Origin of the sequence: Cellulomonas palmilytica, from assembly GCF_021590045.1 — a bacterium.
In the GTDB taxonomy this organism is placed as follows: Bacteria; Actinomycetota; Actinomycetes; order Actinomycetales; family Cellulomonadaceae; genus Cellulomonas; species Cellulomonas palmilytica.
Map to the genome: position 1 here is coordinate 2427179 of NZ_CP062221.1, position 25254 is coordinate 2452432.

Below are 25254 nucleotides of genomic sequence, written 5' to 3' on the forward strand. Positions count from 1 at the left end.
CCTCCGACTGCCCGTTCTCGCGCCGTGAGACGGGGCTGGACGCCGTGGGGGGCCGCGCGGTGCGCGGGTACGGTGGACGTGTGCCCAGCAGCCAGACCACCCCGACGTCCCCGACCCTGACGGCCGCCGACGAGGTCGTCGACATCTGTCGCGAGCTCATCCGGTTCGACACGTCGAACTACGGCGACAACAGCGGACCGGGGGAGCGGGCCGCCGCGGAGTACACCGCGACACTGCTGAGCGACGTCGGCATCGAGCCCGAGGTGTTCGAGAGCGCGCCGGGCCGCACGAGCCTCGTCGCCCGCATCGAGGGCGCGGACCGCTCGCGCCCCGCGCTCGTCCTGCACGGACACCTCGACGTCGTCCCGGCGCGCGCGCAGGACTGGACCGTCGACCCGTTCGCGGGCCACGTCGACGGGGACCTGCTGTGGGGCCGCGGTGCGGTCGACATGAAGGACATGGACGCGATGATCCTGTCGGTCGTGCGGCAGATGGCCCGCGAGGGCCGCAGGCCCGCTCGCGACGTCGTCCTCGCGATGTTCGCCGACGAGGAGGCGGGCGGCGCGTACGGCGCGCGCTGGGCCGTCGACAACCGTCCCGAGCTGTTCGAGGGCGCGACCGAGGCGATCAGCGAGGTCGGCGGCTTCTCGGTCGCGATCGGCGACCGTCGGGCCTACCTGCTGCAGACCGCCGAGAAGGGCCTCGCGTGGCTGCGGCTCGTCGCGGACGGGCGCGCGGGGCACGGCAGCCAGGTCTCGCCCGACAACGCGGTGACCCACGTCGCCGAGGCCGTCGCGCGGATCGGCCGGCACGCGTGGCCGCTCGACCTCACCCCGACGGTGCGCGCGCTGCTCGAGGGTGTCGCAGACCTCACCGGTCTGCCGTTCGACCCCGAGGACGAGCACGGGATCGACGCGCTCGTCGCGGCGCTCGGGTCGGCGAGCCGGTTCGTCGGCGCGACGCTGCGGCACACCACCAACCCGACGCAGCTCACGGCGGGGTACAAGGCGAACGTCATTCCCGGCCGCGCGGAGGCCGCGGTCGACACGCGGTTCCTGCCGGGGCGCGAGGAGGAGTTCTGGTCCACGTTCGGCGAGCTCGCCGGGCCGCACGTGCGTGTCGAGAAGATCCACCACGACGTCGCGCTCGAGGCGCCCACGTCGGGTGCGCTCGTCGACGCGATGACGGACGCGCTCGTGGCGGAGGACCCGCAGGCCGTGGTCCTGCCGTACACGCTCTCGGCCGGCACGGACAACAAGTCGCTGTCCCGGCTGGGGATCACCGGCTACGGGTTCGTGCCGCTGCGGCTGCCCGCCGACCTGGACTTCGCGGGCATGTTCCACGGCGTCGACGAGCGCGTGTCGATCGACGCCCTGAAGTTCGGCACGCGCGTCCTGGACCGCCTGCTCGCGACCGCCTGAGCGGTCCTCGTCGCGCGAGCCCGCTCAGTCGAGCGTGCTGCGCACGCGCAGGACCTTGCGGCGCAGCCACACGCGCCGCTCACCGCCCTCGTAGAGCACGGTCCGGGCCAGCTCCCAGCGGCCGTACTCGGCCTGCTCGGTGAGCAGCTGACGTGCCTCGCTGCGGCTCGTGCTGCGCGGCAGGGTGATCACCCGGTACTCGTACTGCCCGCCTTGGGCGACCCAGTCCCGGCGCCGCGGACGTGTCCCGACCGTCATCCGTCACCTCGTCCCCTGTCGTGGCTCGCGTCGGACGTGCGGCCATTGTGCCCCCTCGACCCGTCCGATCCACGCAGGCGGAGAGATGCGTCACAGCGGCCCGGCCGTGGGACCGGGCACGTCGGCCCTGCCGGGTGACGCGTTGCGGCGGTAGCGTTCGGGGCATGACCGTCGACCCCCGTGCCGCGCTGGACCGATTCATCGCCGCGCTCGAGGCGCACTACAACGCCGTCGTCGCGCGCAAGGGCGAGGACGACCCTGCGGTCGACGACGCCTACGACGTGCTCGCGGACGCGTTCGAGGTGTACGACGACGCGCTCGGCACGATCCACGGGGAGGCCACGCCGTTCTACCTCGCCGAGGAGGAGGACGACGAGGACGAGTACGAGGACGACGTCGACGACGCGGACGACGCCGACGACGACACCGACGGCGACTTCGACGACGAGTACGACGACGAGATCGAGGTCGAGCCGGCGCGCTGAGCGGCCTCAGAACCGCTCGGGGTAGCCCACCGTCGGCGCGGAGACGTCGTCGAGCGCCTGGACGATCTCGTCCGGCAGCTCGAGGTCGAGCGACGAGAGCGCACCGCGCAGCTGCGCCGACGTGCGCGCCCCGACGACCGCACCCGCCACGCCCTCGCGGTGGGCGAGCCACGCGAGCGCGACCTCGAGGGGCTGGCGCTGCAGGCCGCTCGCGGCGGTGACGACCGCGTCGACCACGGCCGACGCGGACCCCGTCAGGTACGGCTGCACGAAGCCCGCGAGGTGCGGTGAGGCCGCGCGCGAGTCGGCGGGGACCGTGCGGCGGTACTTGCCGGTGAGCACGCCCCGCCCGAGCGGCGACCACGCGAGGACACCGGCACCCAGCGCCCGCGCGGCGGGCAGCACCTCGCGCTCGATGCCGCGCTGCAGCAGCGAGTACTCCATCTCGACGGCGGCGAGCCCGACGTGGTCACGCACGTCGTCGAGCAGTCCGGCGAGCCGCGCGACCTGCCAGCCGGGGTGGTTCGCGACGCCCACGTAGCGCGCGCGGCCCGACAGCACGGCCTGGCGCAGCGCGGACGCGGTCTCCTCGAGCGGCGTGCGCGGGTCGGGCGTCTGCACGAGGAACAGGTCGACGTGGTCGGTGCGCAGGCGCGCGAGGGACGCGTCGAGCGAGGCGAGCAGGCCACCGCGGGACGCGTCGACCGTTGGGCCGTCGGCGGTGCGCCGCACGCCCGCCTTGGTGCACAGCACGAGGTCCTCGCGCGGCACCACGTCGCCGATGAGCGAGCCCAGGAGCTCCTCGGCCCCGCCGTCCGCGTACGAGGCCGAGGTGTCGACGAGCGAGCCGCCCGCGCCGACGAGGTCGCGCAGCAGCTCGGCCGCCTCGTGCTCGTCGGTGTCGCGGCTCCAGGTCATCGTGCCCAGGCCGATCCGCGACACGCGCAGGCCCGTGCGGCCCACGTGACGATGCTCCATGGTGCGCCACCCTAGCCCGGCGACCTGCGCGTTGAGGGAGGTCGGGCGTTCGGGAGATATCGTGGCGGCCCGTGGCAGAGATCAGCGGGTTCGACGCAATCATCTTGGGTCTGGTGCAGGGGCTCACCGAGTTCCTGCCCGTCTCGTCCAGCGCGCACCTGCGGATCGTGGGCGACCTGATGGGCGGCGACCCGGGCGCGGCGTTCACCGCGATCACCCAGCTCGGCACCGAGACGGCGGTGCTCCTGTACTTCCGCCACGACATCAAGCGGATCGTGCTCGCGTGGTGGCACGCGCTGCGCGGGCGCTACGGCACGGACATGCGCGCACGCCTCGGCGCCCCGCGCGGCGAGCGGCCGGACCACGACGCGCTCATGGCGTGGTTCATCGCGGCGGGCTCGGTGCCGATCGTCGTGCTCGGCCTGGCGTTCCAGGACTCGATCGAGAACACGTTCCGCAACCTGTGGCTCGTCGTCGCGACGCTCGCGATCTTCGCGGTCCTGCTCGGCTGGGCCGACAAGGTCGGACGGCACGCGCGGCCGCTCGAGGAGCTGACCGTGCGCGACGCGGTGAAGTTCGGGTTCTGGCAGGCGCTCGCGCTCATCCCGGGCGTCTCGCGGTCGGGCGGCACCATCACCGGCGGTCTGCTCATGGGCTACACCCGCGAGGCTGCCGCCCGGTACTCGTTCCTGCTGGCCATCCCCGCCGTGTTCGGCTCGGGGCTGTACCAGCTCGCGAAGTCGGTCGACGACTTCGGGAAGGCCGGGACGCCCGGCTTCGGGGTCACGCTGCTCGCGACCGTCGTCGCGTTCGCCGTCGGCTACCTCGTGATCATCGCGTTCCTGAAGATCGTCTCGACGTTCAGCTACAAGCCGTTCGTCTACTACCGCCTCGGCCTGGCCGCGCTCGTCGTCGTGCTCCTGCTCACGGGTGCGGTCGACGCGATGCCCGCCGAGGTCGCCGCGGAGTGACTCCCGGCGCTCACAGCCAGCCGGAGCGCCGGAACGCGTGGTGCAGCAGGCCGCACGCCACCGCCATGAGCGCGAGCGCGAGCGGGTAGCCGAGCCGCCAGTCGAGCTCCGGCATGTACCGGAAGTTCATGCCGTAGACCCCCGCGACGAGCGTGGGCACGGTGATCATCGCGGCCCACGCGGAGATCTTGCGCATGTCCTCGTTCTGCCGCACCGACACCGCGCTCAGGTGGACCGAGAGCATCGCGTCGAGCAGGCCGTCGTGCGCGTCCAGGTGGGCGTCGACGCGGTCCGAGCGCTCGCGCACGCGACGCAGCCACGCGCTCGACGCCGCCAGGCCCGGCACGGGTCGGTCCTCGGCACGCGCCTCCTGCGCCTCGGCCTCGAGCTCGGGAAGCGCGCTCGTCATCGGGCCGAGCGCACGCCGGGCCTCGGCGATCTCGCGCTTGAGCCCGTACACGGCACCCAGCGAGTCCTCGTCGCGGTCGGGCCGTCGGCCGCGGACCGGCGGCTCCACGACGAGCTGCTCGAGCCGTGCGACCGCGTCACCCAGCCCGGTCTCCACGTCGGACGCGCGTGTCACGAGCGTCAGCAGGATCGCGGCGAGCACCTGCCGGGTCCCGGTATCCGGCACGGGCAGCCCGCCGCACAGCCGGTGCGCCGCGGACGCGAGCACGCCCGCGTCGCCCTGCTCCCACGCGATGACGAGCCGGTCCGTCATGACGCAGGTCAGCGCGCCCGTGCGCACGTCTTGGGACGCCTCGACGTAGGTCACGGTCGGGACGGTCAGCAGGATCTCGCCGGCGCCTGACCGGTTCACGTGCCCGCGCACGTGCCGCCCCGAGTCGTCCACCTGGCCGCCCGGGCTCCGCCCCAGGGTCGTGAGCGGGTGCTCGTCGAGCATCGCCAGGCCCTGCTCGCTGACGCCGCCGCGGCGCGCCAGGTCGAGCAGCGCGGCGCCGTCTCCCACGACGACCCACGCCAGCCCGGGCCCCGGGACACCCGGCACCTGGGACACCTCGCGCCACCCGTGCTCGTCGCGCACGTACGCGCGCCGTTCGCCGCTCACCCGGCGATTGTGTCGCGGACCGCACCGCGGCGCTTCGCAGCGGGCCCTCACGCCCCGTTAGGCTGCGCTCGTGCTCACCTGGCCGGCCCCGCAGATCCCCGAGCTCCCCGGCCACGGCGGCCCCGTCCGCGTGCGCGACTCGTCCTCGGGCGAGCTCGTCGTGGCGGCACCCGGCGAGGACGCGTCGCTGTACGTGTGCGGCATCACGCCGTACGACGCGACGCACCTCGGCCACGCGGCGACCTACGTCGCGTTCGACGTCCTGGGTCGGGCTTGGCGCGACGAGGGCAAGAAGGTGCGCTACGCGTCGAACGTCACCGACGTCGACGACCCGCTGCTCGAGCGCGCGACCGCGACGGGCGTCGACTGGCGCGAGCTCGCCGACGACCAGGTCGCGCTGTACTGCGAGGACATGACCGCGCTCGGCGTCGTCCCGCCCGACGCGTGGGCCGGGGTCGTGGAGTCGATCCCGCGGATCGTCGCCGCCGTCGAGAAGCTCGTCGCGGACGGCGCCGCCTACCGGGTGCCCGCGCCCGATGCGGCCGGCGACGACGTGTACGCCGACCTCACGGCCGACGAGCGCTTCGGCGGCGTCGCGCACCTCGACGGCTCGACGATGCTCGCCCAGTTCGCCGAGCGCGGGGGAGACCCCGACCGGGCCGGCAAGCGCGCACCGCTCGACCCGCTGCTGTGGCGCGCCGCGCGCGACGGCGAGCCGTCGTGGGACGGCGGGTCGCTCGGCGCGGGTCGTCCCGGCTGGCACATCGAGTGCGCCGTGATCGCGGGCGACGCGCTCGGTGGCTCGTTCGACGTCGAGGGGGGCGGGTCCGACCTGCTGTTCCCGCACCACGAGATGAGCACCTCGCACCTGCGCCTGCTGTCCGGCGGCACCGGTGGTCGGGTCCACGTGCACGCCGGCATGGTCGGCCTCGACGGCGAGAAGATGAGCAAGTCGCGCGGCAACCTCGTGCTCGTCTCCGCGCTGCGCGCGGCCGGTGTCGACCCGATGGCGATCCGGCTCGCGATCCTGGCGCACCGCTACCGCGACGACTGGGACTGGACCGACGCCGGGCTCGTCGCCGCGCAGGAGCGACTCGCGCGGTGGCGCCGGGCGATGTCCGGCAACGGCGGCGCGGACTCCGCGCCCGTGCTCGACGCCGTGCGTGCCGCCGTGGCCGACGACCTCGACACGCCGCGCGCGCTGGCGGTCGTCGACGCGTGGGCCGCGCAGACGCTCGCCGACTCGCAGGACGGCGGCGCGTGCTTCGTCGAGGGCGCACCCGGCGTCGTGGCGCGCACGATCGACGCGCTGCTCGGCGTCCGTCTCTAGCCCGACGGTCGTCCGGCGCCGCGGACCCCCGGCGGTCGGCGTGCGTCAGGCGCTGCCCGTGCCCTTGTCGCGGCGGCGCAGGTAGCGCTCGAACTCCTCGGCGATCGCGTCGCCGGACGCCTCGGGCAGGTCGACCGTGTCCTTGGCCTCCTCGAGCTGGCGCACGTACTCGCCGATCTCGCCGTCCTCGCCCGCGAGCTCGTCGACGCCCGCCTGCCACGCCGCGGCCTCGTCGGGCAGGTCGCCCATCGCGATGGGCTCGCCGAGCACCTCCTCGAGGCGACGCAGGATCGCGAGCGTCGCCTTGGGCGACGGCGGGTGCGCCACGTAGTGCGGCACCGCGGCCCAGAGCGACATCGCCGCCAGGCCGCGCGCGCCCGCCTCGTGCTGCAGCACGCCGACGATGCCCGTCGGGCCCTCGTACGTGCTCGGCTCGACGCCGAGCAGGTCGCGCACGTCCCCGTCGTCCGACGTCACCGTCACGGGGATCGGACGGCTGTGCGGCACGTCCGCCAGCAGCGCGCCGACCGTCACGACGGTGTCCACCTCGAGCGTCGCCGCGATGTCGAGCAGCTCGTGGCAGTACCGGCGCCACCGCATCGACGGCTCGATGCCGTGCACGAGCACGACGCGCCGACCCGAGTGCGGCGCGGTCGCGACGACCACCGCGGTCGTCGGCCACGTGATCTCACGCGTGCCGTCCTCGCGCAGCGCGACGTGCGGGCGGTTGACCTGGAAGTCGTGGTACTCCTCCGGATCGAGCTCGTCGACGTGCTCGGCGTGCCACGCGTCGTGCAGGTGCTCGAGCGCGTGCGTCGCGGCACCGCCCGCGTCGTTCCAGCCCTCGAAGGCGGCGAGCAGGACCGTGCGGTCCGCGGGCAGCTCGTGGGAGTCGCTCATCGGTCCAGCGTAGGCCGCGCACGCCGACGGGCACCCGCGGGGCGCCGCCGGACGGGTGACGCGAGGGCCACGCGGGTGCCGCCGCGAAAGCCGACGTGCGCGCCGACGCGCGGGCCGACGCGCGGGCCGACGCGGCGTCAGTGGCGGCGGCTGCCGGCGATCACGGGTCCCGAGAACAGCGCGATCCCGAGCATGAAGCCGAAGTCGTACCAGTTCCCGTTGTTGTCGACCTCGTAGATCGAGACCGTGTCGGTGAACAGCGACACGATGAACGTGACCGGCAGGATCATGCCGTGCCACAGGCCCCACCAGAAGTTCGCGCCGCTCGGCGTCTGCTCGACGTTCGCGCCCGCGGCGCACGCGCCCAGGAGCACGAGCACCCCCAGGACGACGACCAGCGCGGTACCCGTCCGACGGGCCATGGCCCCCACCTCCGTGCCGAGCGACGTCACCGGCGACGCGCCGGTGACGAGCCCAGTGAACCGCGCGCTCCGCTCGGCGTCGAGGGCAACCGCGCGCTCGGCGCGGCAGGGCCGCCGGGTGGACCGGCGTAGGGTCGACCGCGACTGCGAGCCACCCGGACCGACCGCTGCACTGCTCGCGCCGACACCCCACGGAGACGACGTGACCAGCCCGCGCACGACCATGCCCGCCTCGAGCATGCCCGCCTCGAGCACGCCCGCCTCGAGCACGGCCGCCTCGAGCACGACCGGCGGGCGACCGCTCCCCGCGGCCGTGCTGTGGGACATGGACGGCACGCTCATCGACACCGAGCCGCTGTGGATGGCCGCGGAGATCGAGCTGACCTCGCGGTTCGGCGTGCCGTGGACCGCGCAGGACGCGACCGAGCTCGTCGGGTCCGCGATGGTGCACTCCGCGGGCGTCCTGCGGGCACGGGGTGTGGACCTGCCCGTCCCGACGATCGTCGACGAGCTGACCGCGTCGGTCGCGCGCGGTGTCGCGCGGCAGGTGCCGTGGCAGCCCGGCGCCCGCGACGCCCTGGCGACCCTGCGCGCCGCGGGCGTCCCGCTCGCGCTCGTCACGTCGTCGTACCGGCCGCTCGCCGAGCCGTTCGCGACCGTCGCGGGCGTGTTCGACGTCGTCGTCGCCGGGGACGACGTGTCGCGCCCCAAGCCCGAACCCGAGCCGTACCTGGCCGCCGCCCGTGCGCTGGGCGTGCCCGTCGAGCGGTGCGTCGCGGTCGAGGACTCGCGTTCGGGGATCGCCTCGGCGCTCGCGTCGGGTGCGCGCACGCTCGCGGTCGACGGCGTCCAGCCGGTCGCCGACCGCCCGGGCCTGAGCCGCATCCGCACGCTGCGTGACCTCACGCTCGACGTGCTGCGCGACCTCGCCGCGGGAGTCGTGCTCGAGGTCCCGCCGACCCGCTGACCCGCCGGCCGTTCCGCCGCGTCAGGCGACGGTGACGGCGTCGGCCTCGACGGTGGCGGCGGTGCCCGCCGAGCGCGGACGCACGCCGATGGCGCGCTCGACCGCGTCGGGATCGACGAGCGGGGGAGTGCCGCCGTACTCGGGGCAGTGCGCGCGGAACGAGCACCAGTCGCACAGGCGTGAGCGGCGCGTGCGCCAGTCGTCGGCCGCGGCAGCCTCCTGGATACCTGCCCAGATCGAGCGGATGCGCGCCTCGAACGTCAGCATCTCGGGCTCGGTCGGCTCGTGCTGCAGCATCGTCCCGTCGCCCAGGTACTCGAGCTGCAGGCGCTTGGGGAGCACGCCGCGCGTGCGCCACAGCACGTACGCGTAGAACCGCATCTGGAACAGCGCCGAGCTCTCGTAGCCCGCGCGGGGCGACTTCCCGGTCTTGTAGTCGACCACGCGCACCCACCCGTTGGGTGCGACGTCGACCCGGTCGACGATGCCGCGCAGCTGCGGGCCGTCCTCGAGGTCGGTGACCACGTACAGCTCGCGCTCGGCGGGCTCGAGGCGCCGCGGGTCCTCGAGCGTGAAGTACGTCGCGAGCAGCGAGCGGGCCGAGTCGAGCCAGTCGGCGAGCGCGCCGTCGTCAGCGAACAGCTCCGCGACCTCGGGCGTGCGCTCGCGCAGCAGGTCCCACTGCTCGGGGAGGAGTCCGTGCGCCGCCTGGAGCGTGCGCTGCACGGCCGGCAGGCCGAACAGGTTCTCCAGCACCGCGTGGACGAGCGTGCCGCGCGCGGCGGCGCTGCTGGGCGGCTCGGGGAGACGGTCGACCACGCGGAACCGGAACAGCAGCGGGCACTGCAGGAAGTCGCCCGCACGCGAGGGCGAGAGCCCCGGCCGGGTCGCGGGCCGCGCGGTCGTCGTCCCGTCGGTGGTCGCCGAGGGATCTGCCGAGGAACCTCCCGTGGGAGCGTCCGCGGAAGCGTCTGCGGCAACCGCCACGGACGTCTCCGAGGAGACCTCCGCGACGTCCGCCGGGACGGGGTCGGCGGGAGCGGTCGGCGCGAGCGCGGGCGGAGCAGGTGTCACCCCGCCAGGCTAGGTCGTGCCGCCCACACCACGGCACGACGCGCGGGAGGACCCGGCGTCCGGTCCGCCTAGGCTGGTGCGGTGAGCACCCCCGCGCCGCCTCGTCGGACCACCCAGGGCTGGGTCATCGGGCACGTCGCAGGCGCACCCGTGATCCTCGCGCCGAGCTGGCTGCTGGCGGTCGCGGTGCTGACCGCGCTGTCGGTGCCCGCGGCGCGCGCGCTGACCGGGCTCGACGGGTCCGCGGTGTGGGTCGTGGCGCTCGCGTTCGTCGTGCTGCTGTTCGCGTCGGTGTTCCTGCACGAGGTCGCGCACGGTCTCGTCGCGCGCGCCCGAGGCCAGCAGCCGCACGAGTTCGTCCTCACGCTGTGGGGCGGGCACACCGCGTTCGGCGGCGCCGCGCCGACGCCGGCGACCAACGCGCTCGTCGCGATCGTCGGACCGGTCGTGAACCTCGCGCTCGGCGCGCTGTTCGGCGGCCTGCTCGCGCTCGACGTCGCGCCGCGCGGCACGGTCGTCTGGGCGCTGCTGTGGTCGGGCGCCGTGACCAACGGGTTCGTCGGGCTGTTCAACCTGCTGCCCGGTCTGCCGCTCGACGGCGGCCGCGTGCTCGAGGCGGCCGTGTGGTCGGCGACCAAGAGCCGGTACACCGGGACGGTCGCGGCCGGCTGGGTCGGTCGCGTGGTCGCGGCGGGCGTCGTGGTGTGGGCCCTGTGGATCCCCGTCACCGGCGGCGGGGGCGACGTCCTCGACGTCATGTGGGCCGTCCTCATCGGCGCGTTCCTGTGGGCGGGCGCGTCCGGCGCGATCCGCGGCGCGCGTGCGCAGCGCAACGTCGACGGCGTGACCGTGGAGTCCGTCGGGCACCGCGCGGTGACCGTCGGGCACGGCGACTCGCTCGCGCACGCGGGCTCGGTGGCCGCGGCCGCGGGCGTCGCCGACGTCGTCGTGCTCGCGCCCGACGGCCGTCCCGCGGCGTACGTCGACCGTGCCGCGGCCGCGAGCGTCCCGCCCGAGGCGGCGGGCACGACGCCAGTGACGGCCGTGTGCGTCCCGCTGCCCGTCGGCGCGACGGTCGACGGCACGCTCGTCGGGCAGGAGCTGCTGCGGGACCTCGCGCGCGCCACCCGGCTGTCGCCCGTCGTCGTCGCGCTCGTCGACGGGCGCGTCACGGGGCTCCTGCACGCGAACGAGGTCGTCGCCGCGATCCGAGCGTGAGCCCGGGCGTGAGCCCGCGTGGACCCGCCTGACCCCCGTGTCCCGGGGGCGGACCCCGCGCACCTAGACTCGACCGCCGTGACCACGACCCCCGCGCCCTCCGCCCCCACACCCCGGCCGACGGGCGCCGACCTGCGCCGCGGACCGTTCCGCGCCCGCGACCGCGTGCAGCTCACCGACCCGCGCGGCCGGCTGCACACCATCACGCTCGCGCCGGACGCGACGTTCCACACGCACAAGGGCTACTTCCGCCACGACGAGCTCATCGGCAAGCCCGAGGGGTCGGTCGTGGTGAGCAGCGGCGGCGTCGAGTACCTCGCGCTGCGGCCGCTGCTCGCGGACCACGTGCTGTCGATGCCGCGCGGCGCGGCGGTGGTGTACCCCAAGGACGCGGGCCAGATCGTGACGATGGCGGACATCTACCCGGGCGCGACCGTCGTCGAGGCGGGCGTCGGCTCGGGAGCGCTCACGATGTCGCTGCTGCGCGCCGTCGGGGACGGCGGGTCGCTGCACTCGATCGAGCGCCGCGAGGACTTCGCGGACATCGCGCGCGGCAACGTCGAGGGCTTCTTCGGCGGGCCGCACCCCGCGTGGCAGCTGTCCATCGGCGACCTCGCGGACGTGCTGCCGCAGGTCGCCGCGCCCGGCAGCGTCGACCGGGTCGTGCTCGACATGCTCGCGCCGTGGGAGAACCTCGAGGCGGTCGCGGACGCGCTCGTGCCCGGCGGCGTGCTGGTCTGCTACGTCGCGACGACGACGCAGCTGTCGCGGCTCGCGGAGGACGTGCGCGCCGACGGCCGGTACACCGAGCCCGCGGCGTGGGAGTCGATGGTGCGCGGCTGGCACCTCGAGGGCCTCGCGGTGCGCCCCGAGCACCGGATGATCGGCCACACGGGGTTCCTGCTGACGACCCGCCGGCTCGCCGACGGCGTCGACGCGCCGCTGCGCAAGCGCCGCCCCGCCAAGGGCTCGTACCCGGTCGCGGAGGACGGCGCGCCCGTCGAGGACCCCACGCTGTGGACGCCGGAGGCGCTCGGTGAGCGCGAGACGTCGGCGAAGAAGGTGCGCCGCGCGCAGCGCGACGCCCACCCGGAGCGCCCCCGCCCCTGACGCCGAGCCCGGACGTCGAGACCGGACGTCGAGCCGCGTGCGGCGTTGCGCGGGGGTTCCGTCGCGGTGACGGTTGCGTCACGGGATTCGGACACGGCGGCATTCGGCCTGCCACGGGCACAGACTGGTGGTTAGGGTGGCGACCCCACGGCGGGCACGCCGGCCGTGGCACGACGCGAGGAGGCCGACATGACCGAACCGGCACCGACGGGACGAGACCTGCAGCGCGAGCTCGCGCTGCTGGCGGCCAAGAACGAGCGGCTCTCGGACGCTCTGCTGGCCGCGCGTGAGCAGATCGTCGAGCTCAAGCGCCAGGTGGACGACCTCGCCAAGCCCCCGGGCACGTACGCCGTGTTCCTCGGCGCGCGCCGCGACGGCTCGGTGGACGTCATCTCCGCGGGGCGCAAGATGCACGTGGGCGCGAGCCCGGCGGTCGACCTCACGCGGCTGCGGCCGGGCCAGGAGGTCATGCTCAACGAGGCGCTCACGGTCGTCGAGGCCGGCGGCTACGAGAACGTCGGCGAGATCGTCACGGTCAAGGAGCTGCTCGGCCAGGGCCGCGCGCTCGTCGTGGGACGCGGCGACGAGGAGCGCGTGGTGCGCTTCGCGGGGCAGGTGTCCGACGCGGGAGTGCGCGTGGGCGACGCGCTGACGATCGACTCCCGCAGCGGGTTCGTGTTCGAGGTGATCCCGCGGGCCGAGGTCGAGGAGCTCGTCCTCGAGGAGGTCCCGGATATCGAGTACGAGGACATCGGGGGCCTGGGCCCGCAGATCGAGGCGATCAAGGACGCCGTCGAGCTGCCGTTCCTGCACCCGGAGCTGTTCCGCGAGCACGGCCTGCGCCCGCCCAAGGGCGTGCTGCTGTACGGCCCGCCCGGATGCGGCAAGACGCTGATCGCGAAGGCGGTCGCGCACTCGCTCGCCGCGACGGCGGCGCGGGCGCGCGGCGAGGAGGGCCAGGAGGCCAAGAGCTACTTCCTGAACGTCAAGGGCCCTGAGCTGTTGAACAAGTACGTGGGCGAGACCGAGCGGCACATCCGCCTGATCTTCGCCCGGGCCCGCGAGAAGGCGTCGCAGGGGCACCCGGTCGTCGTGTTCTTCGACGAGATGGAGTCGCTGTTCCGCACGCGCGGCACGGGCGTCTCGTCCGACGTGGAGACGACGATCGTGCCGCAGCTGCTCGCCGAGATCGACGGCGTCGAGCGGCTCGAGAACGTCATCGTGATCGGCGCGTCGAACCGCGAGGACATGATCGACCCGGCGATCCTGCGGCCCGGCCGCCTCGACGTGAAGATCAAGATCGAGCGGCCCGACGCCGAGGGCGCGAAGGAGATCTTCTCGAAGTACCTCACGCCCGACCTGCCGATCCACCCCGACGACCTGGCCGAGCACGGCGACTCGAAGGCCGCGGCGGTCGAGGCGATGGTGGCGCGCGTCGTCGAGCGCATGTACTCCGAGTCCGACGAGAACCGGTTCCTCGAGGTCACGTACGCGTCGGGCGACAAGGAGGTCCTGTACTTCAAGGACTTCAACTCGGGCGCGATGATCCAGAACGTCGTGGACCGTGCCAAGAAGCAGGCGATCAAGGACCTGCTCGCCACGGGCCAGCGCGGTATCCGGGTCGAGCACCTGCTGGCGGCGTGCGTCGACGAGTTCAAGGAGAACGAGGACCTGCCGAACACGACGAACCCCGACGACTGGGCGCGCATCTCCGGCAAGAAGGGGGAGCGCATCGTCTTCATCCGCACGATCGTGCAGGGCAAGAAGGGCACGGACGGCTCGCGCACGATCGAGACCGTCACGAGCACGGGGCAGTACCTCTAGCGCCGACGACGACGCAGCCGACGGCGACGGCCGGCCGGCCCGGTCCGCGGACCAGGTCGTCCGGCCGTCGCGCGCCGTCCTAGGGTGGGCGCCGTGACCGTGCGCCGTGTGATGGGGATCGAGACCGAGTACGGCGTGCTGCAGCCAGGCCGGCCGATGGCCAACCCGATGCTGCTGTCGAGCCACGTGGTCGCGGTGCACGCCGCGGCGCGCGGGGCGGGCCGGACCAAGGCGCGCTGGGACTACGACGACGAGGACCCGCTCATGGACGCGCGCGGGTTCCACCTGCAGCGCGCCTCCGCCCACCCGTCGCTGCTGACGGACGACCCGACGCGACCCGCGCCCTCGGGCGACGGCCCGCAGGAGCTCGAGCGTCCCGAGGTCGAGGAGTACGAGGACCCGGGCGCCGCGAACGTCATCCTGTCGAACGGCGCCCGCCTGTACGTCGACCACGCGCACCCGGAGTACTCCTCGCCCGAGGTCACGAACCCGCGCGACGCGGTGGTGTGGGACCGCGCGGGCGAGCAGGTGATGCTCGCCTCGGTGCGCGCGCTCGCGTCGGTACCCGCGCTGCCGGACGTCGCGCTGTACAAGAACAACGTCGACGGCAAGGGCGCGACCTACGGCACGCACGAGAACTACCTCGTGGACCGTGCCGTGCCGTTCGGCGACCTCGCGGCGCGGCTCATCCCGTTCTTCGTCACGCGCCAGGTGTTCACCGGCGCCGGGCGCGTCGGGATCGGCCAGCGCGGCGAGCACGCGGGCTTCCAGCTGTCGCAGCGCGCGGACTACGTCGAGGCCGAGATCGGCCTGGAGACCACGCTGCGTCGTCCGATCGTCAACACTCGCGACGAGCCGCACGCCGACCCGGCGCGCTGGCGTCGCCTGCACGTGATCGTCGGCGACGCGACGATGCTCGAGGCCGCGACGTACGTGCGGCTCGGCACGACGTCCCTGGTGCTCTGGCTCATCGAGCGTGCGGTCGCCGAGGGCGGCGCGGGTGGGGCGCTCGCCGCGGTCGACCGGCTCACGCTGCGCGACCCGGTCGCGGCCGTGCACCAGGTCAGCCACGACACGACGCTGACCGCGCGTGTCGAGCTCGCGGACGGGCGCCGGCTCACGGCGCTCGAGGTGCAGCGCGAGTACCTGGGCGCGGTCCGGACGGCGCTGGACCACGTGGGGGCGCCGCTCGACGACGACACGCGCGACGTGCTGGCGCGCTGGGACTCGCTGCTCGACCGCCTCGGCACGGACCCGTCGTCGTGCGCGCGCGAGGTCGAGTGGCTCGCCAAGCTGCGGCTGCTCGACGGCATGCGGCGGCGCGAGGACCTGCCGTGGGACCACCCGCGGCTCGCCGCGGTCGACCTGCAGTGGTCGGACGTGCGCCCGGAGCGGGGGTTGTACCACCGGCTCCGCGCCGCGGGTGCGGTCGAGCTTCTCGTGACGCCGCAGGAGGTGGACCGCGCGGTCGCGCACGCCCCGACCGACACGCGCGCGTTCTTCCGCGGCGAGGCGGTCGCGCGGTACGGCGACCAGGTCTCGGCCGCGTCGTGGGACTCGGTCGTGTTCGACGTGCCGGGCGCGGCGACGTTGCAGCGCGTCCCGATGCGCGACCCGCTGCGCGGGACGCAGGCGCACGTCGGCGCGCTGCTCGACGCGAGCCCCGACGCCGCGTCGCTGCTCGCCGCCCTGGGGGCCTGACCGCCCCCGTCCCGCGTTCGCCCCGCGGCGGCGGCGTCAGCGGAGCCGGGCGACGAACCGCGTGGCCTCGCGCGCGTCGCGCAGCCGGCGCTCGTAGGTCACGCCGACGACGGTGAGCACGACGCCGCCGGCGAACAGCAGCGGCCACCAGCCGACGTGCGAGACCACCGAGGCGCCGGCGGCCACGAGCTGCAGGGCGACCTCGGCCGCGAGCACGGCGGCGCCGACGACGAACGGTGCCTGCAACCGGCGGGCCGCTCCGACGAGCACCGCGGCGACGCCACCGACGAGCGCGACCGTCCACCGCCACGGCGTCGGTGCGGCCTGGAGACCGACGAGCGCGGGCACGAGCACGAGCCCGCACGGGACCCCGAGCGCGGGCCAGGAGCGCGCGGCGGGGTCGTGCGCGAGCCGCGCCGCCCCGACGGCCCCCGCGAGCACGCCCGCGACGCCCAGCACCGCGTCGAGCGGGAGCGGGCCGGCGCTCACGACGCCGGTGAGCGTCGCGAGGCCGAGCAGCGTGAGCCCCTGCCCGACCAGGACGGGCCGGTCCCGGCGCACGCCGACGAGCGCGAGGGCCGTGCCGACCACGGCGACCGCGGCGAGCCGCGCGACCGCGAACGGCTCGACGCCGTCGGCCGCCGTCGTGCCGGCGGCGGTGCCGGCGACGACGAGGGTGGGGAGCGCGGCGACGAGCAGGGCGGCCCACGCGCCGGCGAGCACGCTCGTGCGCGGCGCGCCCGCGCGGTTCGCGGCGAGGGTCGCGAGACCGAGGACCGCCGCCGCGGCGAGGCCCCACGCCTCGCCTCCGGAGCCGTCGGCGACGGCCGTGGCGGCGCGTCGCACGGGCCCCAGGACCGCGAGCAGCCCGACGCACCCGGCCAGCGCGGTGGCCACGGACCGGCTCGCGGGCACGCGCGAGCCCGCGAGCCACCAGGCCGCCGCGGCCAGGAGCACGAGCCCGCCGGTCAGCAGCGCGGTGCGGTCGAGGTGCGCCGAGCCGACGGTGAGGGAGTCGCTGACGAGCGCCGGGGGGACGCCGACGAGCAGCACGCCGGCGATGAGGAACGACACGGCGGACGCGCTCCGCTGCCGCGAGAGCTCCGCTCCGTCCGGCTGCGGGGGTGCGGCGGCCCGGCGCAGCCGCGCGACGCCGATGCCGGCGAGCACCAGGCCGAGCGGTGCGGCGTAGGCCTCGGGGAGGCCGACGTCCCGCGCGGCGAGCCCCGTCCACGACGCGACGACCGCGAGGCCCAGCGCCCACCACCGCAGCGCACGGCGGTCCGGCGCCAGGGCGACGACGCCGGCCGTCACGGCCAGCAGGACGAGCTCGAGCGTCACGACCCCCGCGGCGGGCGCGGCGGCGAGCGCGAGTCCCGCGACGACCGCCCCGCTGACCTCGAGCGCGGACCGCAGGCCGCGCGCGGCGCCGCCGACGGCGCGGGCCACGAGCGCCCCGGCGCACGCGAGCACGCACGCCACCAGCGACGTCGTCCCGGCCGCGGGACGCCCGGTCGCGAGGTGCGCGGTGAGCACGACCGTGGCCGCGGCCGGCACGACGAGCCCGGTGGCGACGCGCCGCGCGGCGGGTCCGACGCGACCGCGCCCGAGCAGCGCGAGCGCGAGGCACTGGACCGCGGCGGCGAGGGGGAGCGCCACGAGCGGCAGGGCCGGACGGAGGTCGGCGCCGGCCGGACCGGCGTCGACGGCCGCGGCCGTCGCGACGAGCCACGTGACCGACTGCACGGCCGCGGCGGTCGGGAGCAGGACGATCCGCCGCGGTCGGGAGACGAGCCGCGGCAGGACGAGCGCGACGACCGTGAGGCCGAGCGCGGCGGCGGCGAGCAGCGCCGCGTCACGGGCGCCCGCACCGGCGAGCCGCAGCGCGGTCGCGACCGCGGCGGTCGCCAGCACGGCGGCGACGCCGGTGCCCGCGGCGCGCGCCGACCGACCGCCCCAGTTCGCCGCGACGAGCGCGACGCCCGTCCCGACGGCCAGCGTGACCGTCAGTGCGACGCGCTCGGCCGTCGTCGCGTCGGCCGCGACGCCGGTGGCCGACGCGACGACCGCGGCCGCGGACGCGAGGACGGCAAGCGTGCGCGTGTGGCGGCGCCAGGGCGACGGCAGCGGCACGACGAGCGCGGCGAGCGTGACCGCCGCGAACGCGGCGACCGCCTGGGGCGGCGAGCCGACGAGCAGGGCGACGCCCTCGAGCACGGCGACGCAGGCCAGCGCGGCCGCGACGTGCCGGACGACCGGCGCGAGCCGGAGCCCGACGGCGGCCGCCACCAGGACGCTCGACGCCGTGGTCACGACCGCCCCCGCGGCCCACGCGAAGTCGTCGCCGCCGGGCTCGAGCACGGCCGCGGTCGCGGCGAGCGCGAGGAGGACCACCTCGGGCAGCGCGGACGCGGCGGCGGCGACCGCGGCGACCGCGGATGCGACGTCGGTGCGCGAGCGCACGGCCGGGGGAGCGACGAGCGCGGCCAGGGCTGCGAGGACCGCGACGGCCGCCGCGCCGGGCGCGGACCACGGCACGGCGGCCTCGGTGACGGGCGGCACGGCGACCGCGGCGGTCGCGACCGCGAGCAGGCCGGCGCCGCCGGCCCAGGCGCCGGCGGCGGCTGCGCGGGTGACCGCGCTCTGCACCGCGAACGCCGCGACCGCGACGACCGCGAGCACGACGAGCGCGGCCGTGGGTCCCGCGTCGTCGGTCCTCGCGAGCGCCACCACCGGCACGACGACGAGCGGGACCGCGAGAGCGACCGCACCGGTCGCGAGCACGCGACGCTCCGCGACGCGCGCTCGCACGGCCGGCAGATGCCGGGTGGACGTCGCGGCGAACGCGAGCAGCAGCCCGCCCATCGCACCGGCCGCGGTGCGGGCGTCGAGCACGGCGGGCAGCGGCGCGACCGGGACGAGCACGGCCGCCGCGACCGTCCCCGCCCGCAGACCGGTGCGGGCGCCGTAGAGCGCGAGCAGGCCGCCGCACGCGGCGAGGCCGACCCCGCCCACGAGCCAGCCGGGTGCACCCCCGAGCAGCCCGGTGGCCCACAGCGCCCAGACGTCGAGCGTCAGCAGCACGGACCCGAGCGCGGCCACCGCCTCCGCCGAGACGCGCAGCCCGCGGCGGCGCAGCACGACGGCGAGCGCGAGGACGGCGGCCGTGCCGAGCGCGATGACCGCGGCGCGCGCGCCCAGGGTCAGCAGCTCCCAGGTGAACACGAGGAACACGAGGCTCGCCACGGCGAGCAGCGCGGCGCCGAGCGCGACCAGGACGGTCTGCACGGGCCACGGCTGGCGCGCGGGCTGCCGGGCCGGCGGCGGCGTCGACGCTCCCGGGGGTGCGTACGGCGCCGGCCCGACGGCGGGGGCGGGCCGTGGCACGGACGGCGGCGGGGTCGACGGTCGCGGCGGGGGCGGGGGCGGGCCCAACGGACCGACCGGGGTGGTGGCCGGGGCACCCGCCGTGACGCGGGCCGCGGCGGGCGCCGCAGCGCTGCGCCGCACGGCACCGACGACGTCGGCCTGGTGCGCGAGCGCCGCCGCGGCCGCGCGCGAGGCCTCCCACACGGCCGCACCCGCCGGTCCGGCGAGCCCGAGGCCGCAGCCGTCGCAGCGTGTGCCGGCCAGGCGTGCGCCGCACCCCGGGCAACGGCCGGGGTCGAGCAGCAGCCGTCGCGCCTCCTCGAGCGCACCGGCGCGGGGGTGGGGGACGGGTGGGCGGGTCATGGCGGGCATCATGGCAGCAAGCCGGGCGTGACGAGCGCGTCTCGCCCACCTGTCACCCGAGGCAGTCGTGTCCGGGATGGGCCTAGGGTGGGCGCAGGAGCACCAAGCGACGCCGAGGAGGTCCTCATGGCAGGTCAGGAGCGGATCAACCCGCGCCGGGACGACGACGAGCCGGTCGACGACGCGCCGGAGCCCGTCGCGCCCGCCGCGCAGAGCCGGGACGCCGAGGTCGACGCGCTGCTCGACGAGATCGACGACGTGCTGGAGCAGAACGCGGAGCAGTTCGTCCGCGGCTTCGTCCAGAAGGGTGGTCAGTGAGCGCCCATGACGCACCCTGACCCGCTCGCGGCGGGCCGACTCCCGGCCGCCTTCATGACCCCGGGCTCGTCGTCGTTCGTCGACTTCCTCGCCGCCCATGCGCCGTCGCTGCTGCCCGGGAACCGCCCGCTCGTCGGCGCCGAGCAGCTGCACGCCCCGCACGGCACGACGATCGTGGCGGTCGTGTGCACGGGCGGCATCGTCATGGCCGGGGACCGTCGCGCGACGATGGGCTCGATGATCGCGAGCCGCGAGATCGAGAAGGTCTTCCCGGCCGACGAGTACTCGGCGGTGGGCATCGCGGGCACCGCGGGCCTCGCGGTCGAGCTCGTGCGGCTGTTCCAGCTCGAGCTCGAGCACTACGAGAAGATCGAGGGCAGCCTGCTGTCGCTCGACGGCAAGGCGAACCGCCTGTCCACGATGATCCGCGGCAACCTGGGCCTCGCGCTGCAGGGTCTGGCGGTCGTGCCGCTGTTCGGCGGCTACGACCTCGAGCGCGGCATCGGCCGGATCTTCTCGTACGACGTCACGGGCGGCCGGTACGAGGAGCACGACCACCACGCGGTCGGGTCGGGCTCGGTGTTCGCACGCGGCTCGCTCAAGAAGCTGTGGCGTCCCGGCCTGTCGCCGGTCGACGCCGTGCGGGTCGCGGTCGAGGCGCTCGTCGACGCCGCGGACGACGACTCCGCCACGGGCGGTCCCGACACGACGCGCCGCATCTGGCCGGTCGTCGCGACCGTCACCGAGTCCGGCTACCTGCGGGTGCCGGACGCCGAGCTCGAGCAGGTCGCCGAGGCCGTCGTCGCGGAACGCCGCGCGCAGCACGCACGAGGGGGTGAGCGCGCGTGAGCATGCCGTTCTACGTCTCGCCCGAGCAGCTCATGAAGGACCGGGCCGACTACGCGCGCAAGGGCATCGCGCGCGGCCGCAGCGTCGTCGTCGTGCAGTACGACGAGGGCATCGCGTTCGCCACCGAGAACGCGTCGCGCGCGCTGCACAAGGTCTCGGAGATCTACGACCGCATCGCGTTCGCGGCGGTCGGCAAGTACAACGAGTTCGAGAACCTGCGCGTCGCGGGCGTGCGGTACGCGGACCTGCGCGGCTACTCCTACGACCGCGAGGACGTCACGGCCCGGGCCCTGGCGAACGCGTACACGCAGACGCTCGGCACGGTGTTCACCACCGAGTCCAAGCCGCTCGAGGTCGAGCTCGTCGTGGCCGAGGTGGGCCGCGAGGCCGAGGGCGACCAGATCTACCGGCTGACGTACGACGGCTCGGTGGCCGACGAGCACGGCTGGGTCGTCATGGGCGGCCAGGCGGAGCGCCTCGGCACGCTCGTGGGCGACGCGTGGCAGCCGGGCATGACGCTGCCGCAGGTGCTGCGGCTCGCGGTGCGCGCGCTCGGTGCGCCGCCCGAGGACGGCGGCGAGCAGCGCACGATCCCCGCGGCCCAGCTCGAGGTCGCCGTGCTGGACCGGACCCGTCCGCGCCGCGCGTTCCGCCGTCTGGCGGGGCCGCTGCTGGAGGACCTGCTGGAGGGCTGATGGACAAGCGGATCTTCGGCCTCGAGACGGAGTACGGCGTCACGTGCGCCGCCACGGACGGGCGCGGGCTGTCGGCCGACGAGGTCGCGCGCTACCTGTTCCGCAAGGTGGTGGCGTGGGGGCGCTCGTCGAACGTGTTCCTGCGCAACGGGTCACGGCTGTACCTCGACGTCGGCTCGCACCCCGAGTACGCGACGGCGGAGTGCGACGACGTGCGCCAGCTCGTCACGCACGACCGCGCGGGTGAGCGGATCCTCGAGGGGCTGGTGGCGGACGCGCAGCAGCGCCTCGAGCACGAGGGCCTGCCGGGCACCATCCACCTGTTCAAGAACAACACGGACTCCGCGGGCAACTCCTACGGCTGCCACGAGAACTACCTCGTGCGGCGCCAGGGTGACTTCGCGCGGTTGTCGGACGTGCTCGTGCCGTTCCTCATCACGCGGCAGGTGCTCACGGGCGCGGGCAAGGTCCTGGCGACCCCGCGGGGCGCGGTGTACTGCCTGTCGCAGCGCGCCGACCACATCTGGGAGGCCGTCTCGAGCGCGACGACCCGCTCGCGCCCGATCATCAACACGCGCGACGAGCCGCACGCCGACGCCGAGCACTTCCGCCGGCTGCACGTGATCGTGGGCGACTCCTCGATGTCCGAGTCGACGACGATGCTCAAGGTCGGGGCGACCGACCTGGTGCTGCGCCTCGTCGAGGCGGGCATCCCGATCCGCGACATGTCGCTCGAGAACCCGATCCGCGCGATCCGCGAGATCAGCCACGACATGACGGGCACCGCGCCGATCACGCTCGCGAGCGGGCGCACGACCACCGCGCTCGACCTGCAGGAGGAGTACCTGTCCCGCGTGAGCGACTTCGTCGCGCAGCGCGGCGGGGGGTCGCCGCAGGACAAGCAGGTGCTCGAGCTGTGGGAGCGCGGGCTGCACGCGCTGCGGACGCAGGACCTGTCGCTCGTGGAGCGCGAGCTCGACTGGGTCATCAAGTACCGGCTCATCGAGCGCTACCGCGCCAAGCACGACCTGCCGCTGTCGGACGTACGCGTCCAGCGCCTCGACCTGGCGTACCACGACATCTCGCGCACCGAGGGCCTGTACAACCTGCTGGCCGCGAAGGGCCTGGTCGAGCGCCTGACGACCGACCTCGAGGTGTTCGAGGCGACGAGCGTGCCGCCGCAGACGACCCGTGCCAAGCTGCGCGGCGACTTCGTGCGCGCCGCCCAGGAGGCGCGCCGGGACTACACGGTCGACTGGGTGCACCTCAAGCTCAACGACCAGGCGCAGCGCACCGTGCTGTGCAAGGACCCGTTCCGCAACGTCGACGAGCGCGTGGAGAGGCTCATCGAGTCGATGTGACGTGCGGCGGTCACGTCACCGGCCGATCACCGGCCGTCACCGGCCATCGACCTGCGGCGGCCGGCACCGGCCTGCCGGGTCCACGCCGTAGAGTGTCGGCCGTTCACCGCCGGACCACCGGCGCGGCGACGACGAGGGGACGAACGGCAGGTGCGAGGACTGCGACGCGCGCGAGGCGCGCTGGCCGCCGTGTGCGTGGCGGCGGTCGCGCTGACCGGCTGCTCGGACTCCGAGGAGGCCCCGCCCGACGTCGTCGTGACGGGCGACGCGGGCGTCGCGCCGACGCTCACGTACGTCGCGCCGCTGCAGGTGACCGAGACCTACCGCGAGGCCGTGTGGCAGGGGACCGGGCCCGCGCTCGTCGACGGTGCGCCGATCCTCATCGACTACTGGCTCGAGAACGCGTCGGAGGCGACGCTCGTGCGCGACAGCTTCTCGGGCAGCCCGCGCTCGCAGCTCCTCACGCGCGCGGACCTCGGCGCGGACCTGTACGAGACGCTCAGCGGGCAGCGTGTCGGAGCGCGCCTGCTGCAGGTCGCCCCGGCGTCCGAGCGGGGCGACGAGTACCCGACCGCGACCGTCATCGACGTGCTGCCGACGCGCGCCGAGGGCAGCGAGGTCGAGCCTCTCGAGGGGTTCCCCGCGGTGGGCGAGGCGAAGGACGGTGCCCCGACGTTCACCCCCGTGGAGTCGAAGCCCCCCGCGACGCTGCGCGTGCAGCCCGTCCTGCGCGGCGCCGGCAAGCAGGTCGTCGCGAGCGACACGGTCACGGTGCAGTTCACCGGCTGGGCGTGGACCAGCGGTGAGGAGTTCGACTCGACCTGGGCGTCGGGCGGCCTGCCGCTGTCGTTCTCGCTGCAGGACGTGCCCGCGTGGCAGGAAGGGCTCGTCGACCAGCCCGTCGGCAGCCGCGTCATGCTCATCGTGCCGCCGTCGTACGCGCTCGGCGTGACCCAGAGCGAGGAGCTCTCCGGTCAGACCGTCGTGTTCGTCGTCGACATCCTCAACGCCCGCACCCCCGGAGGGACTGCCCCGTGAGCCTCGCCCTGCGCGTCATCCCGTGCCTCGACGTCGACGCAGGTCGCGTCGTCAAGGGCGTGAACTTCGAGAACCTGCGCGACGCGGGCGACCCGGTCGAGCTCGCGCACCGCTACGACGCGGAGGGTGCCGACGAGCTGACGTTCCTCGACGTGTCCGCGTCGTCGGGCAACCGCGAGACGACCTACGACGTCGTGCGCCGCACCGCGGAGGAGGTGTTCGTCCCGCTCACGGTGGGTGGAGGCGTGCGCTCGGCCGACGACGTGGACCGCCTGCTGCGCGCGGGCGCCGACAAGGTCGGCGTGAACACCGCGGCGATCGCCCGCGCCGAGCTGATCGCCGAGATCGCGGACCGGTTCGGCTCGCAGGTGCTCGTGCTGTCGGTCGACGCGCGGCGCGTGACCGGTGACGTGCGGACCGACTCGGGCTACGAGGTGACGACGCACGGCGGGCGCCGCGGCACCGGGATCGACGCGGTCGCGTGGGCGGCGCGCGCCGCCGAGCTGGGCGCGGGGGAGATCCTGCTCAACTCGATGGACGCCGACGGCACGACCTCGGGTTTCGACCTGCAGATGCTGCGCGACGTGCGGGCCCAGGTGTCGGTGCCGCTCATCGCGAGCGGCGGCGCGGGGACGCCCGAGCACTTCGTCGAGGCCGCGCGGGCGGGTGCGGACGCCGTGCTCGCCGCGAGCGTGTTCCACTTCGGCACGCTCACCGTCGGTGACGTCAAGCACGCGCTGCGCGAGGCCGGCATCACGGTCCGCTGAGGCCGGGGCCCGTCAGGGCAGCGGCAGGCGCGCGGCGAGCGCCGCGACGTCGGCGTCCTCGCCCTGCACGACGAGCGTCGTGGCCGCGCCCCGTCCCGCGAGCCACAGCACGAGCTCGCCGGCGGCGCCCCGCACGACGACCGTGCCGTGGTCGCCGCGCGGACGCCGCACGTGGGTGCGCGGACCGTCGTGGCGCACGAGCACCAGCCCGACGGGCACGCGCGAGGTCCGCAACCGGGCGAACCGGGCCGCGTCCCGCCACAACGCCTCGACGAGCCCGGGCTCGAGCGGCCGCTCGCGGGGCGTGCCGTCGCCGCGGCGCACGTCCTCGCCGTGCACGTACAGCTCGGTGAGGTTCGCGGCGTCGCCGGCCAGGGCGGTGGGGTGCCAGCGCGGCGGACCGGCCTCCACGCGGTCGACGAGCGCGGCGTACCCGGCCTCGTCGGCGGCGGTCGCCGCGAGCTCGTCGACCGCGCGGTCGGCGACGTCCGTGACGCGCGCCGCGGCGAGCCCGAGACCGACGCGCACCGAGCGCTCCCGCAGCACGACGTGCGCCGCGAGGTGGCGTGCCTGCCACCCGTCGCACAGCGTCGGCGCGTCCGGCGGGACCGCCCGCAGGGCCTCGACGAGATCGGCGCGCAGCGCGGGGTGCCAGGTCATGCGCGTCATCGTGCCATCGCGCGACGCGTCCTCGCGCGGCGAACGGTGCCCGGGGAAACCTGTTGGTCCGCCGTGAGACGATGACCGTCCCCCTCTCGGACCGGAA

The 25254-nt window shown here is 75.3% G+C and carries 23 protein-coding genes; 15 read left to right on the forward strand and 8 right to left on the reverse strand.

Annotation, left to right across the window (positions count from 1 at the left end; translation table 11 throughout):
* The first annotated feature begins 80 nt into the window (after positions 1-80).
* On the forward strand, positions 81-1421 hold the full coding sequence (locus tag F1D97_RS11015; RefSeq protein ID WP_236120558.1) for a M20/M25/M40 family metallo-hydrolase: 1341 nt from the start codon (positions 81-83) through the stop codon (positions 1419-1421).
* Positions 1422-1445: 24 nt separating this feature from the next.
* On the opposite strand, the gene F1D97_RS11020 is transcribed toward F1D97_RS11015, so the two are convergent.
* Entirely contained in the window at positions 1446-1679 is a 234-nt protein-coding gene (locus F1D97_RS11020; protein ID WP_236120559.1) for a DUF5703 family protein, read from the reverse strand.
* 164 nt (positions 1680-1843) lie between these two features.
* Between F1D97_RS11020 and F1D97_RS11025 the strand changes: the two genes are divergently transcribed.
* The gene (locus F1D97_RS11025; protein ID WP_236120560.1) at positions 1844-2164 is read left to right on the forward strand and encodes a primosomal protein; all 321 of its coding nucleotides are present in this window, start codon (positions 1844-1846) and stop codon (positions 2162-2164) included.
* Positions 2165-2170: 6 nt separating this feature from the next.
* Here F1D97_RS11025 and F1D97_RS11030 read toward each other — a convergent pair whose 3' ends face one another.
* Entirely contained in the window at positions 2171-3142 is a 972-nt protein-coding gene (locus tag F1D97_RS11030; RefSeq protein WP_236120561.1) for an aldo/keto reductase, read from the reverse strand.
* Positions 3143-3222: 80 nt separating this feature from the next.
* On the opposite strand from F1D97_RS11030, the gene F1D97_RS11035 reads away from it, so the two are divergent.
* Positions 3223-4113, forward strand: a complete 891-nt coding sequence (locus F1D97_RS11035) for an undecaprenyl-diphosphate phosphatase (RefSeq protein ID WP_236123573.1) — start codon at positions 3223-3225, stop codon at positions 4111-4113.
* A 10-nt stretch (positions 4114-4123) separates the two neighbouring features.
* On the opposite strand, the gene F1D97_RS11040 is transcribed toward F1D97_RS11035, so the two are convergent.
* Complete coding sequence (locus F1D97_RS11040) at positions 4124-5182, reverse strand: CorA family divalent cation transporter (RefSeq protein ID WP_236120562.1); 1059 nt, start codon at positions 5180-5182, stop codon at positions 4124-4126.
* A 70-nt stretch (positions 5183-5252) separates the two neighbouring features.
* Between F1D97_RS11040 and mshC the strand changes: the two genes are divergently transcribed.
* Positions 5253-6512, forward strand: a complete 1260-nt coding sequence (mshC, locus tag F1D97_RS11045; protein WP_236120563.1) for a cysteine--1-D-myo-inosityl 2-amino-2-deoxy-alpha-D-glucopyranoside ligase — start codon at positions 5253-5255, stop codon at positions 6510-6512.
* Positions 6513-6557: 45 nt separating this feature from the next.
* Here the strand turns inward: mshC and F1D97_RS11050 are convergent, their stop codons facing one another.
* Positions 6558-7412 carry a PAC2 family protein gene (locus F1D97_RS11050; protein WP_236120564.1) on the reverse strand — a complete coding sequence of 285 codons (855 nt, stop codon included), beginning with the start codon at positions 7410-7412 and terminating at the stop codon, positions 6558-6560.
* A gap of 137 nt (positions 7413-7549) precedes the next feature.
* On the reverse strand, positions 7550-7834 hold the full coding sequence (locus F1D97_RS11055) for a hypothetical protein (protein WP_236120565.1): 285 nt from the start codon (positions 7832-7834) through the stop codon (positions 7550-7552).
* Between the two features lie 202 nt (positions 7835-8036).
* Between F1D97_RS11055 and F1D97_RS11060 the strand changes: the two genes are divergently transcribed.
* Entirely contained in the window at positions 8037-8801 is a 765-nt protein-coding gene (locus F1D97_RS11060; RefSeq protein WP_236120566.1) for an HAD family hydrolase, read from the forward strand.
* A 21-nt stretch (positions 8802-8822) separates the two neighbouring features.
* Here F1D97_RS11060 and F1D97_RS11065 read toward each other — a convergent pair whose 3' ends face one another.
* On the reverse strand, positions 8823-9788 hold the full coding sequence (locus F1D97_RS11065; protein WP_396022591.1) for a RecB family exonuclease: 966 nt from the start codon (positions 9786-9788) through the stop codon (positions 8823-8825).
* A 168-nt stretch (positions 9789-9956) separates the two neighbouring features.
* Between F1D97_RS11065 and F1D97_RS11070 the strand changes: the two genes are divergently transcribed.
* From F1D97_RS11070 to dop, 4 genes are all read left to right on the forward strand, one after another.
* Positions 9957-11093, forward strand: a complete 1137-nt coding sequence (locus F1D97_RS11070) for a site-2 protease family protein (protein ID WP_236120567.1) — start codon at positions 9957-9959, stop codon at positions 11091-11093.
* A gap of 78 nt (positions 11094-11171) precedes the next feature.
* On the forward strand, positions 11172-12203 hold the full coding sequence (locus F1D97_RS11075; protein WP_236120568.1) for a tRNA (adenine-N1)-methyltransferase: 1032 nt from the start codon (positions 11172-11174) through the stop codon (positions 12201-12203).
* A gap of 189 nt (positions 12204-12392) precedes the next feature.
* The gene (arc, locus tag F1D97_RS11080) at positions 12393-14027 is read left to right on the forward strand and encodes a proteasome ATPase (protein ID WP_236120569.1); all 1635 of its coding nucleotides are present in this window, start codon (positions 12393-12395) and stop codon (positions 14025-14027) included.
* Between the two features lie 93 nt (positions 14028-14120).
* Entirely contained in the window at positions 14121-15728 is a 1608-nt protein-coding gene (gene dop, locus F1D97_RS11085; RefSeq protein WP_317618859.1) for a depupylase/deamidase Dop, read from the forward strand.
* Between the two features lie 36 nt (positions 15729-15764).
* On the opposite strand, the gene F1D97_RS11090 is transcribed toward dop, so the two are convergent.
* Positions 15765-19460: an SCO7613 C-terminal domain-containing membrane protein gene (locus F1D97_RS11090; protein ID WP_236120570.1), complete on the reverse strand. Its 3696-nt coding sequence runs from the start codon at positions 19458-19460 to the stop codon at positions 15765-15767.
* Positions 19461-19586: 126 nt separating this feature from the next.
* On the opposite strand from F1D97_RS11090, the gene F1D97_RS11095 reads away from it, so the two are divergent.
* From F1D97_RS11095 to hisF, 6 genes are all read left to right on the forward strand, one after another.
* On the forward strand, positions 19587-19778 hold the full coding sequence (locus tag F1D97_RS11095; protein WP_236120571.1) for a ubiquitin-like protein Pup: 192 nt from the start codon (positions 19587-19589) through the stop codon (positions 19776-19778).
* A gap of 6 nt (positions 19779-19784) precedes the next feature.
* Positions 19785-20627 carry a proteasome subunit beta gene (gene prcB / locus F1D97_RS11100; RefSeq protein ID WP_236120572.1) on the forward strand — a complete coding sequence of 281 codons (843 nt, stop codon included), beginning with the start codon at positions 19785-19787 and terminating at the stop codon, positions 20625-20627.
* Positions 20624-21322, forward strand: coding sequence for a proteasome subunit alpha (gene prcA / locus F1D97_RS11105; protein WP_236120573.1), 699 nt, complete (start codon positions 20624-20626; stop codon positions 21320-21322). The genes prcB and prcA overlap by 4 nt, the downstream gene beginning before the upstream one ends.
* Positions 21322-22683 carry a Pup--protein ligase gene (pafA, locus tag F1D97_RS11110; RefSeq protein WP_236120574.1) on the forward strand — a complete coding sequence of 454 codons (1362 nt, stop codon included), beginning with the start codon at positions 21322-21324 and terminating at the stop codon, positions 22681-22683. Before prcA ends, pafA begins: the two co-directional genes overlap by 1 nt.
* 150 nt (positions 22684-22833) lie before the next feature.
* A complete protein-coding gene (locus F1D97_RS11115) occupies positions 22834-23721 on the forward strand; it encodes an FKBP-type peptidyl-prolyl cis-trans isomerase (RefSeq protein WP_236120575.1) in 888 nt (295 codons plus the stop codon).
* The gene (gene hisF, locus F1D97_RS11120; protein ID WP_236120576.1) at positions 23718-24488 is read left to right on the forward strand and encodes an imidazole glycerol phosphate synthase subunit HisF; all 771 of its coding nucleotides are present in this window, start codon (positions 23718-23720) and stop codon (positions 24486-24488) included. Before F1D97_RS11115 ends, hisF begins: the two co-directional genes overlap by 4 nt.
* A gap of 12 nt (positions 24489-24500) precedes the next feature.
* Here the strand turns inward: hisF and F1D97_RS11125 are convergent, their stop codons facing one another.
* The gene (locus F1D97_RS11125; protein WP_236120577.1) at positions 24501-25148 is read right to left on the reverse strand and encodes a TIGR03085 family metal-binding protein; all 648 of its coding nucleotides are present in this window, start codon (positions 25146-25148) and stop codon (positions 24501-24503) included.
* Between the last annotated feature and the right edge of the window lie 106 nt (positions 25149-25254).

Bases quoted from the DNA above. Each gene is read 5' to 3' on its own strand.
- F1D97_RS11125 (WP_236120577.1), bottom strand. From the start codon at position 25,148: ATGACCTGGCACCCCGCGCTGCGCGCCGATCTCGTCGAGGCCCTGCGG.
- F1D97_RS11050 (WP_236120564.1), bottom strand. From the start codon at position 7,412: ATGAGCGACTCCCACGAGCTGCCCGCGGACCGCACGGTCCTGCTCGCC.
- F1D97_RS11025 (WP_236120560.1), top strand. From the start codon at position 1,844: ATGACCGTCGACCCCCGTGCCGCGCTGGACCGATTCATCGCCGCGCTC.
- pafA (WP_236120574.1), top strand. From the start codon at position 21,322: ATGGACAAGCGGATCTTCGGCCTCGAGACGGAGTACGGCGTCACGTGC.
- F1D97_RS11020 (WP_236120559.1), bottom strand. From the start codon at position 1,679: ATGACGGTCGGGACACGTCCGCGGCGCCGGGACTGGGTCGCCCAAGGC.
- arc (WP_236120569.1), top strand. From the start codon at position 12,393: ATGACCGAACCGGCACCGACGGGACGAGACCTGCAGCGCGAGCTCGCG.
- F1D97_RS11030 (WP_236120561.1), bottom strand. From the start codon at position 3,142: ATGGAGCATCGTCACGTGGGCCGCACGGGCCTGCGCGTGTCGCGGATC.
- prcB (WP_236120572.1), top strand. From the start codon at position 19,785: ATGACGCACCCTGACCCGCTCGCGGCGGGCCGACTCCCGGCCGCCTTC.
- F1D97_RS11095 (WP_236120571.1), top strand. From the start codon at position 19,587: ATGGCAGGTCAGGAGCGGATCAACCCGCGCCGGGACGACGACGAGCCG.
- F1D97_RS11055 (WP_236120565.1), bottom strand. From the start codon at position 7,834: ATGGCCCGTCGGACGGGTACCGCGCTGGTCGTCGTCCTGGGGGTGCTC.
- F1D97_RS11090 (WP_236120570.1), bottom strand. From the start codon at position 19,460: ATGACCCGCCCACCCGTCCCCCACCCCCGCGCCGGTGCGCTCGAGGAG.